We start from the raw sequence: 15,724 nt of genomic DNA, 5'->3' as shown, positions 1-15,724 counted from the left end.
TTCACTGCATGATCTATAAAGAAAATCTTACCCCTTAATGCCGCCTTCATTGTAACCAGATTGAACAAATTTTTTCTGGAATGTGATATACAGCAAAATAACCGGCAGTAAGGCAATGACTGAAGCAGCAAACACTTGACCATAATTTGTAGAATATTTGTCGTTAAACATAAGAATCGCAATCGGTAATGTACGCATAGCCTCACTTTTAATAATGGTTAAAGCAAGGAAATATTCTTCCCATGTACCTTGAAAGATTAAAATTGCTAACGTTCCTAGCGCAGGCAGTGACTGTGGTAAATATATATTCCAAAAAATTCGCCAATTTCCTCCGCCATCTATCAGTACAGATTCCTCAAGTTCCTTTGGAATACTCTCGAAAAACCCTCTTAAGAAAAAGACATTTCCAATAACTCCGCCAGCAATATATATAAGCCATAATCCGCTGTATGTGTTAACTAACCCCATATCTTTAATCACAATAAACTGAGGAATTATATTAATAACTCCAGGGATAAACAAGGTTAATAAGAAAATTCGAAACACAAGCTCTTTTCCCGGAAACGTAAATCTAGCAAAACCATAAGCAGTAAGCGCACCGAAAAAGAGCGAACCGATCATCGCAACAGTAGTCACGATGACGCTGTTCATAAAATAGTTCACAAAGTTATTTTTGTTCCATACAGTGATGTAGTTTGAAAAATTAACTTTTACTGATAATACTTGCTCAGGTTTTGGCAATGTATTTGTACCTAGAAAAAAAGATGTTAAAATCATGTAAATAAACGGGAAAACAAACAAAAGAGCGCCCGCTATAATAATGGCATATACGACAACTTTTTGAAGCAATGGCGTTTTCATTATTTCCCCTCCTTAAAACATTCGCTGTCTGCCAATTTTTTTCATTTGTGTATATGTTAATATAAAGACAAGTATTCCCATCATGACACCCATCGCTGATGCTGGTCCAAACTTAAGATTTTGGAATGCCTCAATGTAAATTAAACTAGGAATAACATGGGTTTGGTTCATCGGTCCGCCTTGAGTAATGAAATAGACTTGCGGGAAGAATCCAAAAGCACCATTTATTAGATTAATTAAAACAAATAATGTAGTTGGACCTAGTAACGGAATCGTAATTCTCCAAAATTTTTGATACTCATTAGCTCCATCAATATCTGCGGCTTCGTATAAATCTTTTGGTATTCCTTGCAGTGCTGCAAGATATATAACAACGCCCCAGCCAACTGTTTTCCAAATATGAAAAAGCCAAATCATCACCATTGCCGACCAATAGTTGCTTCGCCATGAAATCGCCTCAGGCAAAATACCGAGTTGCTTATGAAGAATAAAGTTAATTAATCCTCCGTCTCCGTCCGCAAATAAATATTTGAACAAAAGTGCGATAATAATCCATGATGTTACAATAGGCAAATAATATATCGTACGAAAAGCAATTTTAAACTTAACAAACTTAGCATTAATAAGCACAGCAAAAAAAACTGCAAAAAACCAGTTTACTGGCACAGTCGCAATTACGTTTAAAAAAGTATTGCGCAATGCTATTAAAAAGCGATCATTAGGATCTTGAAATGCTTTCGCATAATTATCAAAACCTACCCACGGGTTTTCTGCATTGGGCATAATACTGAAATCTTGGAAACTAATCATAATATTGCGGATCATCGGATATATAACAAATACTGCAACACCAATAAATCCGATAATTACATATGGAAATACTGCCATCCACTGCTTAAGTCCAGTTTTAAATCGATTTTTATTAGAAGGTCTAACCGATTTTAATTCTGAAGTTAATAAGGAATTGGACATTCGTCTAGTCCTCCATTCATGAATAATCTGTCGGTGTTAATTAATTTTCAAATGAAAGGTCGAGAAAAATGGGCGCTTTCTTAGAGCAAATGTCTCATCAAACGCCCATTTTCAATACCGTGGCAGCCTATTTCAAAATTGTGCTAATTTGACTAACTGCTTCGTCTAATGCTTCTTTAGCACTTTGCTCACCACGAATTGCTTTTTCGAATGCTAGATTAAAAATAGACTCTACTTCTCCCCATTGCGGAATTGGTGTACGTGGCAATGCTGTTTCAAGTTGCGCTACAAATGTATCAACAAATGGAATATCCATTTCTTTCATCGCTTCTGCTGCCGCTTTATTGGCAGGAATCAAGCCTATTTCAGCCATAAGCTTTTGCGGTTCTTCTGTTAGCATCCATTTTGCAAAAGTCCATGCTTCTTCAGGATGTTTAGAATTAGCGAAGATCACAAGATTTTCTCCACCAATAATTGAACGGCTTCCTCCATCGCCTGCTGGCATTAATGCTCTGACTGTTTCCTCTAGCGGATCAAACCCAGTTGCTTCCTTCTCAGCAATTTTTGTACTGTAGAACCAAGGACCATCATCAGACATTAAATATTCACCGCTGATGATGCCATCCCATGTACCAGGTTCGCCTCCAAGCATTACAGGCAGTACTAATCCTTCATTATTCCATTCAACGATCGTTTCAAGTGCTTCTACACTTGCATCACTATTCAAATAACCATCGACCTCTGTATAGTCTTCATTTGTAATTGAACCGCCCAAACTCCAGAACCAAGGACCTAGCCCCCATGCATGAATACCAGATACTCCTATACCGTATTTGCCTTTTTCTTTTAGTACTCTCGCTGCAGCCACAAGCTCATCCATCGTTTTTGGAGCTTCTGTCAAACCAGCCTCTGCCAATGTCGACTTATTATAGATGGCAACTTTTGTATTCGTATTAACTGGTACCCCATAATACTTCTCATTGTAGTAATTCGTAGCTAACGAAGCTTCAAACACGTCAGATTTTAATTGTTCAAATCCTTCTAGCTCACTTACATCCATCAAAGCATTTTGCGCTGCAAACTCAGGAACCCAAATAATATCCATTCGCATTAAGTCTGGCGCTGCTTCTCCAGCTACCCCAGCAATAACTTGCTGCTTTAAACCTTCATATGGCATCCGTGTAAGCTTAAGTTCAATGTTAGGATACTCTGCTTCAAACAACGGTTTAATTTTTTCTATTAGAACAACTTCTTCTGCATCGCTGTACGTATGCCAATATTCAATTGTAACTTTTTCTGAATTAGCTCCTGCGTTACTCTGGTTAGCACTTTTTCCTCCATTACTAACCGTATTGCTGCCACCATTACTACTGCATGCAGTCATCATAACAGTCAAGGTTAAAGCTAGTACTGCAATACATTTCTTTTTGAAACCTGTCATTTGCTTCAGTTCCCCCTTTGAGTAATTTCAGTTTAATTATGCCTGTATCAGCACGTAATGGTAACCGCTTGCAATACGCTGTTGGTGTCTAATATTCATCTCTTTAGTTATCAAGGTGCAGCATAATAGAGCAAAAAAATACGATGAGGTGAATATATTCCCCCATCGTATTGACTAAATCTACTTATTGTAAACGATATACTCTTGCTTCATATGGACGTAACTTTAAACTGCTTAAATCGGTATATTCTTCTGCATCGTTATAATTGCTAATCATTAATGTTCCTGACCGCTCTGCAATCTCGCTAGGCATCGTAAATAACTCTATGTTGGCAAAGAAATTAAGTATAATAATCCACTTCTCATTATTTAGCTCACGTATATAGCAATATAGGCTGTCATGATCTTCTAACAGCAGTTTATAGCTGCCATAAACTATAATGTCATGTTTTTTACGCAAGGAGATTAGTTTGCGATAATAATTAAAGATAGAGTTCGGATCAGCGACTGCTTGTTCGGCATTAATCTCAGCATAATTTGGATTAATTCCAATCCACGGTGTACCGGTCGTAAAGCCTGCATTTGGAGCAGTACTCCATTGCATTGGAGTACGAGCATTGTCTCTACCTTTGGCATATATCGCTGCCATTACTTCATCCTCTGACTTTCCTTGCTCTAAGTAATATTCACGGTACATATTTAATGTTTCAATATCACGATAATCATTTATCGATTCAAAGCGTACATTAGTCATACCTAATTCTTCGCCCTGATAAATGAATGGTGTACCCTTTAGCGTATGCAGTAACGTCGCTAACATTTTTGCTGATTCCAGACGGTATTGCCCATCATCCCCAAAACGTGATACCATGCGTGGCTGATCGTGATTGTTTAGATACAAACTGTTCCAGCCAACTTCGCTAAGTCCAACCTGCCATTTATGCAAAACATTACGTAAATCTTTTAGCGTCCATGGCTTAATATCCCATTTACCTCCTGAGCCGGAATCTACATCCATATGCTCAAATTGAAAAACCATATTCAACTCATTTCTACGCTCATCCGTATAAAGCATAGCTTGCTCTACCGTTACACCTGGCATTTCGCCAACGGTCATAATTTCTCTGTTTGCTAGAACCTTCTCGTTCATTTCTTGCAAATATTCATGAATACGAGGACCATTTAAAAAATACTCTCCTCCCCATGCATAACGCTCGTTACCTACACTTGGCAGTTCAGGATGCTTGGATATACAGTTAATTACATCCATGCGGAAACCATCTACACCTTTTTCAAGCCAAAAATTCATCATGTCATATACTTCATTACGCAAAACTGGGTTTTCCCAATTCAAGTCAGGCTGCTTTTTCGAGAATAAATGAAGATAGTATTCACCTGTTTGCTCATCGAATTGCCATGCTGATCCTCCGAAAAACGAAACCCAGTTATTCGGCTCTTTTCTGTCTGCACTGCCAGGTCGCCAAATAAAGAAATCACGATATTGATTTGATTTTGATGAGCGTGCTTCAACGAACCATTTATGTTCATCTGAGCAATGATTAACAACAAGGTCCATCAACAGCTTCATACCACGTTCATGGATAGCTGCTAAAAGTTGCTCCCAATCTTCCATCGTGCCAAACTCGTCCATAATATCTCGATAATCACTAATATCATAGCCGTTATCATCATTAGGTGATTTATAAACAGGACTAAGCCATATAACATCGACTCCTAATTGCTTCAAATAATCGAGCTTCGAGATAATGCCTTGCAAGTCACCGATTCCATCCCCATTAGAATCCATAAAGCTTCGAGGATATATTTGATAAACTACAGCTTCCTTCCAAAATGCCTTTTTCATATTATCACTCCTACAAATAAAATCATATTTATAGTATGGTTAACATCTATTAACCAGGAAACGTAATATAATCGGCAATAACGTAATATAAGACACCTTTTCTCAACCAAATAAAAGGATCTAGAAGCCGTTCATATAAGAACGGCGTCATTCCCACATTAACTCTATTTGCCAATTGGTTCTAATGGAACATCTATTCGTCCCGCTACACTTGATGCGCCAACTGTTGGGACGGCCCAGCGTACGGCATTGCTTATAACTTTTAGCACCTCTGGCTGATGATAAACTGGAAAAGTTTCATGTCCAGGACGGAAATAGAATATTTTCCCTCTGCCACGCCGATAGCAGCATCCACTGCGGAACACTTCCCCTCCTTCAAACCAAGAAATAAAGATTAGCTCGTCAGGAGCAGGAATTTCGAAGCGCTCCCCGTACATTTCTTCTTTTGGAATTTCAAAGTAATCGTTTAGGCCTTCAGCAATCGGATGACCAGGTTCAATTACCCATATCCGCTCCTTCTCACCTACTTCTCTCCACTTCAATGTTCCAGTTTTCGTCCCTAACAGACGCTCAAAAATTTTCGATCCATGACCAGAATGGAGCACGATTAATCCCATACCATCCAGTACGCGATTTTGAACTTTTTCTACAATATCATCTCTTACTTCATGATGAGCAAGATGTCCCCACCAAATCAAGACATCAGTTTGCATAAGCACCTCATCAGTCAATCCATGATCTGGCTCGTCTAATGTCGCAGTTTTCACAGCCATTCCTTCCTGTTTTTGGAGATGGCTAGCAATCGTATGATGAATCCCTTTTGGATAAATGCTTGCCACCTGTTCATTGTTTCGTTCATGACGGTATTCATTCCATATCGTAACATTAATTGTTTTCATCATATTACCTCCGAATTTTATACAGTAATCCAGCATTCCTGTTCAAACGATTTCACAATTGCATCCAATGTTTTTTGGTTAATAAAACCATCTTCAACCGTCGCATCCAAACCGTCACTTTTTCCATTCACAATATTAATAAACGACTGGACTTGATCTACTTTATATTGCTCTGGAATTTCAATTTTTCTAAACTGTGTATCTCCATCTTCAATAAAGCAAACTTCGAGTGAATCTTGTTCTTCTAAATGGTAAACGAGAGAGCCTTTTGAGCCATATATTTCAATACGCTGATAATTACCGCGTCCGTTTGCAAAGCGAGAAATTTGCATTGAAGCTGAAACTCCGTTATCCATTTTTGCTAGCACATGACAATAATCATCCACATCAACCGCACCATAACCATCCCCTACTAGCAGCTTTCTTTGTTGAATAATTGTATCTGCATGTGCAACAACACGATGTGTATCTCCTACTAAAAAACGATGCAAATCTAAAATATGTGATCCTAAATCCCCAAGAGCGCCTGAACCAGACAACGATTTATTGAAACGCCAAAATAAAGGAACCTGCTCATTATTTGCCCAACTCTGCAAATATTGACTGTACACATGATATATTTTGCCCAGCTTGCCTTGCTGGATTAAATCTCTTGCATACCGTGTTGCTGCTTTATAGCGATAGGAGAAACAAACCATATGAGGAAGCGGTGAAGTTTTCAGCTCTTCACATATCCCAACTGCTTCCTCCGCAGACAGCGCTATCGGCTTTTCTAAAGCAAATGGCTTGCGGTACTTCAACGCTTCCCTAGCAATTGCTATATGATTAACGTTTGGAGTACCAATCATTACTGCATCTAGCTCTTGATTTTGCAATATTTCACTGTAATTAAGATAACGTCTAGCTTCGGGAATATTAAGTTGCTGCCCTCGCTGTTGTAATCGCTCATGATTACTGTCGCAAATTGCCCATAACTCAGCCTCTCTATGATTGTTTAAGCTAGAAATATAAAAGTTTGCTATATCGCCAATACCAATTAAGCCTATCTTCAGCTTTTTCACCAATTTGCCTCCTTGGACATGAATTCATTTCACTCAAATTATAGGTTGCTTTGCCCAAAGACAACATGCATAATAATGACAGTTCTTGTATAAAACCGACTTTTCACAACGATTGAGGTGATGACTATGTTAAAAATAGATGTCGAACAAGTGCCATCAGTAACTCTAATAGGCTATATTTCTTATAAAACACCGTGGATTCATTTTTACCGCAATACAGATGAATTTGTGCTTTATATTATTAAAAATGGTGAGTTGCATTTACGCGAGAATAAGGTGAATTATCATTTAAAACGAGGAGATGTCCTGTTACTGGAACCTGGATTAGATTTGGAAGGAACAAAAAAATCGACCTGTGATTACTATTACTTTCACTTTAAACATCCTGCAATGAATAAAGTAGCAATAAACGATACTATTGCCTTAGCTAGAAGTATGCTATTTGAACAGTTAGAGAACGAACACCAAAGACACTGTTACATTCCAAAATATTATACTGCGTCCGACAAAAGCACTATTAGTCATCTATTACATACCTCTAATGAACTTTGTAATCTTTATTTAAGAAAACAACATTTCGCTTCTTGTATTGCTCCAATTCATTTATTAGAAATGTTAATTGAATTGTCTCGTCTCTTTTTTGTGCAAACGTTACAGCAAAGCAGTAATAAAAGGTCAAAGGTTGTTATTAAAGTTCAGGCATTATTAGAGTATATTCATCATCATTATTCAGAAAATATAAACAGCTCGATTATTACAAAGGAATTTGATTCTAACTATGACTACTTAAATCGAATCTTTAAAGAGCTGACAGGCTATACAATTACTAGATATGTAAATAAAGTGAGAATCGGACATGCCCAAGAACTAATCAGAGCAACGCATATGAATTTTAATGAAATTAGTTATTTAGTTGGCTTGAATGATCCTTATTATTTTAGCAAAATGTTTAAACAGTTTACTGGGCTATCACCTGCCCAATATTATAAGCAAGTAAAGGCTAACGAATCTTGGAAAGCAAATGAACCATAGAACATTTTAAATGCACCTTAGCCCGCCATATCGAAACTGAAAAAATTAAAAACGGTCAGTCCTCTAAAGACTGACCGTTATAACGATTAAAACTCTTCCTTTATGTTAAAGCTACGTGCCCAGTATAGAACTGGTGTTGAAATGACAGAGATAATGAATTTAAAAATATATGTTGTAAAGACGATTTGAAGAAATTCATTCATCGTATACAGGCCTGTTCCAGCGAACGCTACCGTACAGAAAACTATGGAATCGACTAACTGGCTTATGCCTGTACTTACATTCGTGCGAATCCAAAATTGATTTTTTGCACCAAACTTGCGACGCAAGTAACCATAAACTCGAACATCTAAAAATTGACTGATTAAATAAGCAAGCAGACTTCCCGCTGCAAGACGCGGCATAAGTCCAAAAATCGCTTGCAAATGTTCTTGGGCAAAATCTGTTTCTTGCGGCTCAAATTTCAATACCATTTGCATAATAACCGTTGAAGCAATTAACGTAAAAAAACCAAACCAAACTGCTTTGCGCGCTACTTGCGGACCATATTTTTCATTAAGCATGTCAGTGCTCATGGAAATCGTTGTATACATCGTATTACCAAGCGTCATAATGATGCCAAAAGATAACAGCGACAGCTCGATTGTTTTTGTTACTTGAATGTTCGCTATTACCGTAGCAAACCCGATCCACGCATATAGGCCAACTCGTCCAAAAAAACGATAACATGCTAAAAATAAGGCAAAGTTGACTGCAATAAATAAAATTCCCCAGCCTAAATTAAACATCATATTCCTCCTTAGTTTTGGTTACGCGGGATGGTCACGAACCGCGGGTCTCATCTCCTAGCATCTTTCCCAAATTCTAAACAAGCAAACGACCATTGATAAGAATAACAGAAGTTTCTTAGAAAAGAAATGATTGTTTCGCAACCCGATCTGCTCAATTACTTTTTCTACTTAGATTATCCATTCTGAAAAAATATTAACAAACGTATTCCAAAAGAATTGTAACCGTTTTATTGTTTACAAAAGAAACCAAACAAACTATAATGAACGTGTAAACGTACAAAAATGAACATTTTGTGAGGTGTGATTTATGGAAATTAGACACGCTACAAATCCAATTGATGTACAACGTTTGAATACTACAGAACTTCGCGAACGCTTTTTAATTGAAAATTTATTTGAAGCAGACAAAATTAACATGGTATACAGCCATCATGATCGTTTAGTTATTGGCGGTGCTCATCCTATTAATGAGAAGCTAGAGCTTGAAGCAGCAGCAACACTTAAAACCGAATATTTCTTAGAGCGTAGAGAAGTTGGCTTTATAAATATCGGCGGTCCTGCTATTATTGAAGCTGATGGTGAAAGCTTTGAACTATTAAAGCTTGATGCACTTTATGTTGGAAAAGGTACGAAAAAGGTAGTTATCTCCAGTAAGGATGCAGCTAATCCTGCTAAGGTTTATTTCACTTCGGCACTGGCCCATGCTGTATTCCCTACTACAAAAATCGAGCTGGCTAAAGCAACGCCTAATCATCTTGGCTCGAAAGAAGCATGTAACGAACGTACTATTTATCAATATATTCATGAAGGTGCAGTGCAAAGTTGTCAGCTAATGCTTGGAGTTACTATATTGAAAGAGGGAAGCATTTGGAATACAATGCCTGCACATATCCATGACCGTCGTATGGAGGCTTATCTATACTTTGATTTGAAGGACGATGCTCGCGTATTCCATTTTATGGGCGAGCCTAATGAAACTCGTCACCTCGTTATTTCTAACGAACAAGCCGTTATTTCTCCAAACTGGTCGATTCACTCAGGTGCTGGTACAAGTAACTACTCCTTCATCTGGGCAATGGCTGGAGAAAACTATACATTTAAAGACATGGACGTCGTTCCAATGAATGAGCTTCGTTAATCGAAAGCAGTGGGACAGCACATTAGGCTAAATATCTAAAGCGGTGCTTACAATGATTTTGGGAGGTTAAAGTGTGTTAGCAGCAACAAGGCATAAATTAATATTGGAGCAATTACAAAACAATGGCTTTGTAAAGGTTTCCGAGCTAAGTCAGCAGTTCAACGTTACGGAAAAAACGATTCGTGAGGATCTTATTAAGCTGGAAAAGCAACAATGGCTAAAAAGGATTCATGGAGGTGCCGTATTCGTTGAGTCATCTGAACAGCCCGACTTTGCCTTAAAGCTGCCTAACACTGTTAACCAAAATGAAAAGCAGTGTATTGCCAGCTTCGCAGTAAAGCATATTGTCGAGGCTCATGACATTATTGCTCTAGACAGCGGCAGTACGACTCTCGAAATTGCGAAGCAATTAAGCAATATTCCGCTTACGATAATTACAAACGACTTGCTCATTATTCGCGAAGTGATGACGAAGGATCAAATTAAACTTGTTGTGCCTGGCGGCTACAGCAGACATAACTTACTAATTCCTTCTAGTCCGATCGAGTGGGTAAATGAACTGAACATATATAAGCTGTTTCTTTCAACTTCAGGTGTCCATCCTAACTTTGGACTGTCTATTTTTTCCTACGAGCAGCTTGCGATTAAAAAAACGCTAATTCAGGCTTCCAAGGAAGTGATTTGTGTCGCCGATCATAGCAAATTTGGTCGCGGCGCGCTGCATACCTTTGCTCAATTAGAGCAAATTAACTGCTTTATTACAGATAAGGGAATTTCCGAAGAAAGAATACAAGAAATGAAGCAGGCAGGTGCAACACTAATCATTTCCTCTAAAACTACAGAGTAAGGAAGGATTAACATGAATCTGTTTAATTTAGATGGAAAAATTGCGGTTGTAACGGGAGCGGCGCGTGGTCTTGGTCAAGCTATCGCAATTGGTTTAGCAGAAGCTGGTGCTAACGTTGCGCTTGTCACAAATACAACACCAGCCGAGGAAACAAAGAAAGTCATCGAGACGCTTGGTAAAAAAGCAATCATTATTAAAGCTGATGTAGGCGATCAAGCTCAGCTCCCTGGCATTATCGAGCAAACAAAGCAAGCTTTTGGACGGATTGATATTCTTGTAAATAACGCCGGTATTATTCGCCGCACACCTGCTGCAGAGTATTCCTTTGAAGATTGGCAAGCGGTGCTAAACATTAATTTAGATGCTGTCTTTACACTTAGTCAGCTTGCTGGTCGTGAAATGATCGCTCAAGGCAGCGGTAAAATTATTAATATTGCTTCAATGCTTTCTTTCCAGGGCGGCATTAATGTTCCTGCTTATACAGCAAGTAAACATGCAGTTGCTGGCTTAACTAAGGCATTAGCAAATGAGTGGGCAGCAAAAAACGTTCAAGTCAATGGAATTGCTCCCGGCTATATGGCTACAGACAATACTGCGGCATTACGTGCTGATGAAGTGCGTAATAAGCAAATTTTAGAGCGAATTCCAGCAGGCCGCTGGGGATCAAATGATGATCTTAAAGGAGCAGCGATTTTCCTTTCATCAAGCGCTTCTGACTATGTAAACGGACATATTTTATGCGTTGACGGCGGATGGATGAATCGCTAATCGGCTTATCTGATTGCAGCTTCCGTTAATCTGCTTAGAGAAAACCATACCATAATTAAAGGGGTGTTAGCAGCATCAGTAATGATGCTCTAACACCCCTAATTGATTGAATGATTATGAAATCTTTTTCAAACGAATTACATTCCAAGAAGCTTTGCTTAAATTCGCACTAACAATGCCGTCTTTAAGCTCAGATGCACCGTTAGAATGAGGTCTAACCTTTTCCTCTTGCGCAGAGTTTGATGCTTTTAGATCATCATGCGCTAACACGATATGCTCTACAATACCGTAGCCCTCGAAGCTGCGAACATCACATGTTAACAGCATATTTTCAGTTAAATGACGGTTTAGAGCAAAAATCGTTACTTCTTCTTTCTCCTCATTGTATACGACTGCGCTATCCAAATATGGAACATCCGTATAATCTTGTGCATCATATTTTGGAGAATCAACTATCGGCAACAAGGAAACGCCTCTGCCATAAATTGATGCATGCAGGTACGGATAGAAGATTGTTTGCTTCCAAGCCTTACCGCCTTCTTCAGTCATAATTGGCGCAATAACATTAACAAGCTGTGCTAGGCAAGCCATTTTCACGCGATCTGCATGACGCAGCAACGTAATAAGCATGCCGCCTACAAGCAACGCATCCTCGAAATTATAAATATCTTCAAGCTGATGAGGAGCAATACTCCAAGGCTCGATTTTACGATCTTGCTCGTTGGAATGATACCAAACATTCCATTCATCAAAGCTTAAGTACATTTTTTTCTTACTGCGTTTTTTCGCTTTAATATAATCGCAAGTTGAAGCTACTGTATGAATAAAATGATCCATATCCATCGTTCTTGCTAAGAAGTTCGCTGAATCATTATCGCGGTTACCATAATATTGATGAAGCGATACAAAATCACTAACTTCATACGTATGCTCTAATGTCGTTGCCTCCCATTGCGGGAAAGTTGGCATGCCTGTATTAGAGCTGCCACAGGATACAAGCTGAATATCAGGATCGATAAGACGCATCGCCTTAGCTGTTTCGTAAGCTAAACGACCATACTCTTCTGCTGTTTTTTGTCCAACTTGCCAAGGACCGTCCATTTCATTACCTAAGCACCATGTTTTGATTTTATGCGGCTCTTTATAACCATGCTTAATCCGTAAGTCGCTCCAATATGTACCGCCTGGATGATTACAGTATTCAAGCAAATTGCATGCAGCTTCAACACCTCTTGTTCCGAGGTTTACTGCCATCATTACTTCGGAACCAATCCCTTTTGCCCATTTAGCAAATTCATTCGTTCCAACATAGTTTGGTTCAATTACACGCCATGCTAGCTCCAAACGTCTAGGTCTTTCTTCAACTGGGCCAACGCCATCCTCCCAATTATAGCTAGATACAAAGTTACCGCCAGGATAGCGGATAATCGGTACTTGCAGCTCTTTAATAAGCTCCTTTACATCGCCACGAAAACCGTCAGCATCAGCAGTTGGATGCTCAGGATCATAAATTCCGCCATAAACTGCACGTCCAAGATGCTCTATAAAGGAACCATAAATTCTTGGATCTACCTCATCGATTTTGAAGGCTTTATCAACGATCATTTTAGCTTTTAATTCAGATGATGACATTAAGCCCATCTCCTCTCATATGTTCACATTTTGGTTATTCATTAATGTTTTCGTTTACAAATTTAAAATAGCACATCTGCCCCACATTGTAAATATATAAATATAAATCAATTAATAAAAACATTAAATAAAATCACAATAGTTCAATATTACAGCTTTATTTTTCCTTTTGTTTCATATATTATTAAAATAAAAGAACGCTAAGGGGTTGCTTTATGATCCATATCAAAGATCTAAAAAGCGGATTGCCGTTATTTAAAGCATTAAGTTCAGAGGTGCGTATTCAAATTATTGAGCTGTTAATGTCTAATCCAGCAATGAATCTAAATGATCTCGCTAATCAACTGCAATTAAGCAATGCTGCGATCACGATGCATATTAAAAAGCTAGAGGAAAGTGGACTTATCGGCATCAATACAACCGTCGGCAAGCATGGCATTCAAAAGATATGCTACTTAAACGAGGATAAGCTGCTAATTGAGCTTAACGGAAATGAGCAAGCCAATCTTTATGAACTTGAAGTACAAATAGGGCATTATAGCAATTACTCTGCTATTCCGACCTGCGGCTTAGCAACAAAGGACAGTATTATTGGAGAATTCGACGATCCACGATACTTTGCTGCACCTGAACGATTCCAGGCAAGCATTATTTGGCTAGCGGAGGGATTTATAGAATACCGCATTCCAAACTATTTAAAAGTGAATCAACAGTTTAAAGAAATTCAAATTTCGCTGGAGCTAAGCTCGGAAGCGCCAGGCTATAGCAATAACTATCCTTCTGATATTTACTTTTATTTAAATGATGTTGAGCTCGGCTGTTGGACAAGCCCTGGAGATTTTGGGGATGTGCGCGGCAGCATGAATCCTGACTGGTGGCCGCCTTTTCTTAATCAGTACGGGATGATTAAATTGCTGCGGGTAAATGAGCAGGGAAGCTATATTGATGGGCAGCTTATTTCAGATGTTTCTTTGCAAACAATCGGACTAGACTATAAAAGTGAGCTTGTTCTAAAAATTGCTGTTCCGCCACATTCAGCTCATAAGGGCGGATTAACCTTATTTGGAAAACACTTTGGCAACTATCGGCAAGATATACAAGTCCGTGTACTTTATGATATAACCTAAAAAAGCATGCTTGGGGCAGTGAATCCCGGAACTGACCCCATAAAGTGAGACAAAATCAAAACACCTTTAAGAAATGTAAATCATGTCGTAAGATATGAATACAACTTGGAGGTGTTTTTGTTTTGAGAACTAGAGTGAGTTATCCAATCGAAATTAAGATGAAAGCTATTGAAATGAGATTACAAGGAATACCTATGAAAGTGGTACTAGATGAATTGAATATACGCAACGACTCACAAGTTGAGACATGGATGAAGTGGTATCGTAACGGTGAATTACATCGCTTGGAACAGCCTGTTGGTAAACAATATTCGTATGGAAAAGGAGCGGAATATGCTTCTGAAGTAGAAAAATTACAAGCCGAAATTAGATTTCTTCAACAACAACTAGAGGTGCTAAAAAAGTTCAAGGCGTGGGAAAGGAGGTGGACAAAGAAGTAGCTATCTCATTTATCAACGAACATCCTGAGTTATCGGTTAGGCTGGTTTGTGAAACCTTAAACATATCGAGAGCAACCTATTATCGATGGAAAAAGCGTCCCATCTGTAAAAAAGACGATGAACTTGTTGCACTCATTCGTGAGTATTGCATCTCTCATAAATTTAGATTAGGTTATCGAAAGATCACAGCACTCGTCAATCGCACCAAACGTGTGAACCATAAAGTGGTACAGCGGATCATGCAACAGTATGGCTTACAATGTCGTGTAAAGCCAAAGAAACGTCACCGTATAGGACAACCAGCTCAAGTGGCAGAGCATATATTAAAACGAGATTTCAAGGCGAAATCTCCTTTGCAAAAACTTGTAACGGACATTACTTACTTGCCCTTTGGTGGTCAAATGTTGTATCTTTCCAGTATTCAGGATTTGTATAACGGGGAGATTCTAGCCTACACGCTTAGTCATCGACAAGATGTACACTGCGTGCTAGATACGTTAGAACAACTACCAGCTCTTCCGCCTGGCTGCCTATTACACAGCGATCAAGGATCTGTCTATACGTCTGCAGCATATCAGGAGGCTGTTAAACGAAGAGGCATGATCATGAGTATGTCCCGTAAAGGTACACCCGCTGATAATGCCCCCATCGAATCGTTTCACGCAACCCTAAAGTGTGAAACATTCTATCTTGACCATTTAACCTGTACTACGACCGCCATCGTAGAGCAGACAGTCAGAGATTACATTGATTATTATAACAAGTTTCGCATTCAAGCGAAACTAAGAAACCAGTCCCCGATCGAGTATCGAGAACTGGCTTCTTAGAAGGTGTTTTGATCCCTGTCTCAA

14 protein-coding genes are annotated in these 15,724 nt (G+C 38.7%); 6 read left to right on the top strand and 8 right to left on the bottom strand.

Translation table 11 applies throughout. The annotated features are described in order from the left end of the window. Window positions 1-27: 27 nt before the first annotated feature. From AC2TDL_RS14275 to AC2TDL_RS14250, 6 genes are all read right to left on the bottom strand, one after another. A complete protein-coding gene (locus tag AC2TDL_RS14275; protein ID WP_484696756.1) occupies window positions 28-861 on the bottom strand; it encodes a carbohydrate ABC transporter permease in 834 nt (277 codons plus the stop codon). A gap of 12 nt (window positions 862-873) precedes the next feature. After that, the gene (locus AC2TDL_RS14270; protein ID WP_484696755.1) at window positions 874-1,833 is read right to left on the bottom strand and encodes a carbohydrate ABC transporter permease; all 960 of its coding nucleotides are present in this window, start codon (window positions 1,831-1,833) and stop codon (window positions 874-876) included. A 127-nt stretch (window positions 1,834-1,960) separates the two neighbouring features. Then, a complete protein-coding gene (locus tag AC2TDL_RS14265) occupies window positions 1,961-3,274 on the bottom strand; it encodes an extracellular solute-binding protein (protein WP_484696754.1) in 1,314 nt (437 codons plus the stop codon). A gap of 184 nt (window positions 3,275-3,458) precedes the next feature. Then, window positions 3,459-5,138, bottom strand: a complete 1,680-nt coding sequence (locus tag AC2TDL_RS14260) for a glycoside hydrolase family 13 protein (RefSeq protein ID WP_484696753.1) — start codon at window positions 5,136-5,138, stop codon at window positions 3,459-3,461. A 164-nt stretch (window positions 5,139-5,302) separates the two neighbouring features. Continuing rightward, entirely contained in the window at window positions 5,303-6,037 is a 735-nt protein-coding gene (locus AC2TDL_RS14255) for a ThuA domain-containing protein (protein ID WP_484701199.1), read from the bottom strand. A gap of 17 nt (window positions 6,038-6,054) precedes the next feature. Beyond that, entirely contained in the window at window positions 6,055-7,098 is a 1,044-nt protein-coding gene (locus AC2TDL_RS14250) for a Gfo/Idh/MocA family protein (protein ID WP_484696752.1), read from the bottom strand. 126 nt (window positions 7,099-7,224) lie between these two features. Here AC2TDL_RS14250 and AC2TDL_RS14245 point away from each other — a divergent pair, with 126 nt between their 5' ends. Then, window positions 7,225-8,130: a helix-turn-helix domain-containing protein gene (locus tag AC2TDL_RS14245; RefSeq protein WP_484696751.1), complete on the top strand. Its 906-nt coding sequence runs from the start codon at window positions 7,225-7,227 to the stop codon at window positions 8,128-8,130. 86 nt (window positions 8,131-8,216) lie between these two features. On the opposite strand, the gene AC2TDL_RS14240 is transcribed toward AC2TDL_RS14245, so the two are convergent. Continuing rightward, complete coding sequence (locus tag AC2TDL_RS14240; RefSeq protein ID WP_484701197.1) at window positions 8,217-8,918, bottom strand: queuosine precursor transporter; 702 nt, start codon at window positions 8,916-8,918, stop codon at window positions 8,217-8,219. A 310-nt stretch (window positions 8,919-9,228) separates the two neighbouring features. Between AC2TDL_RS14240 and kduI the strand changes: the two genes are divergently transcribed. The 3 genes from kduI (at window position 9,229) to kduD (ending at window position 11,674) form a co-directional block, all read left to right on the top strand. After that, entirely contained in the window at window positions 9,229-10,059 is an 831-nt protein-coding gene (gene kduI / locus AC2TDL_RS14235; RefSeq protein ID WP_484696750.1) for a 5-dehydro-4-deoxy-D-glucuronate isomerase, read from the top strand. 73 nt (window positions 10,060-10,132) lie between these two features. Then, window positions 10,133-10,906 (top strand): DeoR/GlpR family DNA-binding transcription regulator, encoded by a 774-nt coding sequence (locus AC2TDL_RS14230; protein ID WP_484696749.1) that lies wholly within the window; start codon window positions 10,133-10,135, stop codon window positions 10,904-10,906. A gap of 12 nt (window positions 10,907-10,918) precedes the next feature. After that, on the top strand, window positions 10,919-11,674 hold the full coding sequence (gene kduD, locus AC2TDL_RS14225; protein WP_484696748.1) for a 2-dehydro-3-deoxy-D-gluconate 5-dehydrogenase KduD: 756 nt from the start codon (window positions 10,919-10,921) through the stop codon (window positions 11,672-11,674). Window positions 11,675-11,788: 114 nt separating this feature from the next. Here the strand turns inward: kduD and arfA are convergent, their stop codons facing one another. Then, on the bottom strand, window positions 11,789-13,306 hold the full coding sequence (arfA, locus tag AC2TDL_RS14220; RefSeq protein WP_484696747.1) for an arabinosylfuranosidase ArfA: 1,518 nt from the start codon (window positions 13,304-13,306) through the stop codon (window positions 11,789-11,791). Between the two features lie 215 nt (window positions 13,307-13,521). On the opposite strand from arfA, the gene AC2TDL_RS14215 reads away from it, so the two are divergent. Further along, a complete protein-coding gene (locus AC2TDL_RS14215; RefSeq protein WP_484696746.1) occupies window positions 13,522-14,433 on the top strand; it encodes an ArsR/SmtB family transcription factor in 912 nt (303 codons plus the stop codon). Between the two features lie 122 nt (window positions 14,434-14,555). Then, window positions 14,556-15,700, top strand: a protein-coding gene (locus AC2TDL_RS14210) for an IS3 family transposase (protein ID WP_484696278.1) whose coding sequence is annotated in 2 segments (ribosomal slippage) — window positions 14,556-14,829 and window positions 14,829-15,700 — 1,146 coding nt in all. Because the reading frame shifts where the segments join, the coding sequence is not laid out codon by codon here. Window positions 15,701-15,724: the final 24 nt, after the last annotated feature.

The organism is Paenibacillus sp. plas6 (assembly GCF_057221655.1).
This window is presented reverse-complemented; position numbering and strand designations above follow the sequence as displayed.

Coding starts and splice junctions, on each gene's coding strand:
- AC2TDL_RS14245 (WP_484696751.1), top strand. CDS start 7,225: ATGTTAAAAATAGATGTCGAACAAGTGCCATCAGTAACTCTAATAGGC.
- AC2TDL_RS14215 (WP_484696746.1), top strand. CDS start 13,522: ATGATCCATATCAAAGATCTAAAAAGCGGATTGCCGTTATTTAAAGCA.
- AC2TDL_RS14270 (WP_484696755.1), bottom strand. CDS start 1,833: ATGTCCAATTCCTTATTAACTTCAGAATTAAAATCGGTTAGACCTTCT.
- kduI (WP_484696750.1), top strand. CDS start 9,229: ATGGAAATTAGACACGCTACAAATCCAATTGATGTACAACGTTTGAAT.
- AC2TDL_RS14275 (WP_484696756.1), bottom strand. CDS start 861: ATGAAAACGCCATTGCTTCAAAAAGTTGTCGTATATGCCATTATTATA.
- arfA (WP_484696747.1), bottom strand. CDS start 13,306: ATGTCATCATCTGAATTAAAAGCTAAAATGATCGTTGATAAAGCCTTC.
- AC2TDL_RS14260 (WP_484696753.1), bottom strand. CDS start 5,138: ATGAAAAAGGCATTTTGGAAGGAAGCTGTAGTTTATCAAATATATCCT.
- kduD (WP_484696748.1), top strand. CDS start 10,919: ATGAATCTGTTTAATTTAGATGGAAAAATTGCGGTTGTAACGGGAGCG.
- AC2TDL_RS14255 (WP_484701199.1), bottom strand. CDS start 6,037: ATGAAAACAATTAATGTTACGATATGGAATGAATACCGTCATGAACGA.
- AC2TDL_RS14265 (WP_484696754.1), bottom strand. CDS start 3,274: ATGACAGGTTTCAAAAAGAAATGTATTGCAGTACTAGCTTTAACCTTG.
- AC2TDL_RS14240 (WP_484701197.1), bottom strand. CDS start 8,918: ATGTTTAATTTAGGCTGGGGAATTTTATTTATTGCAGTCAACTTTGCC.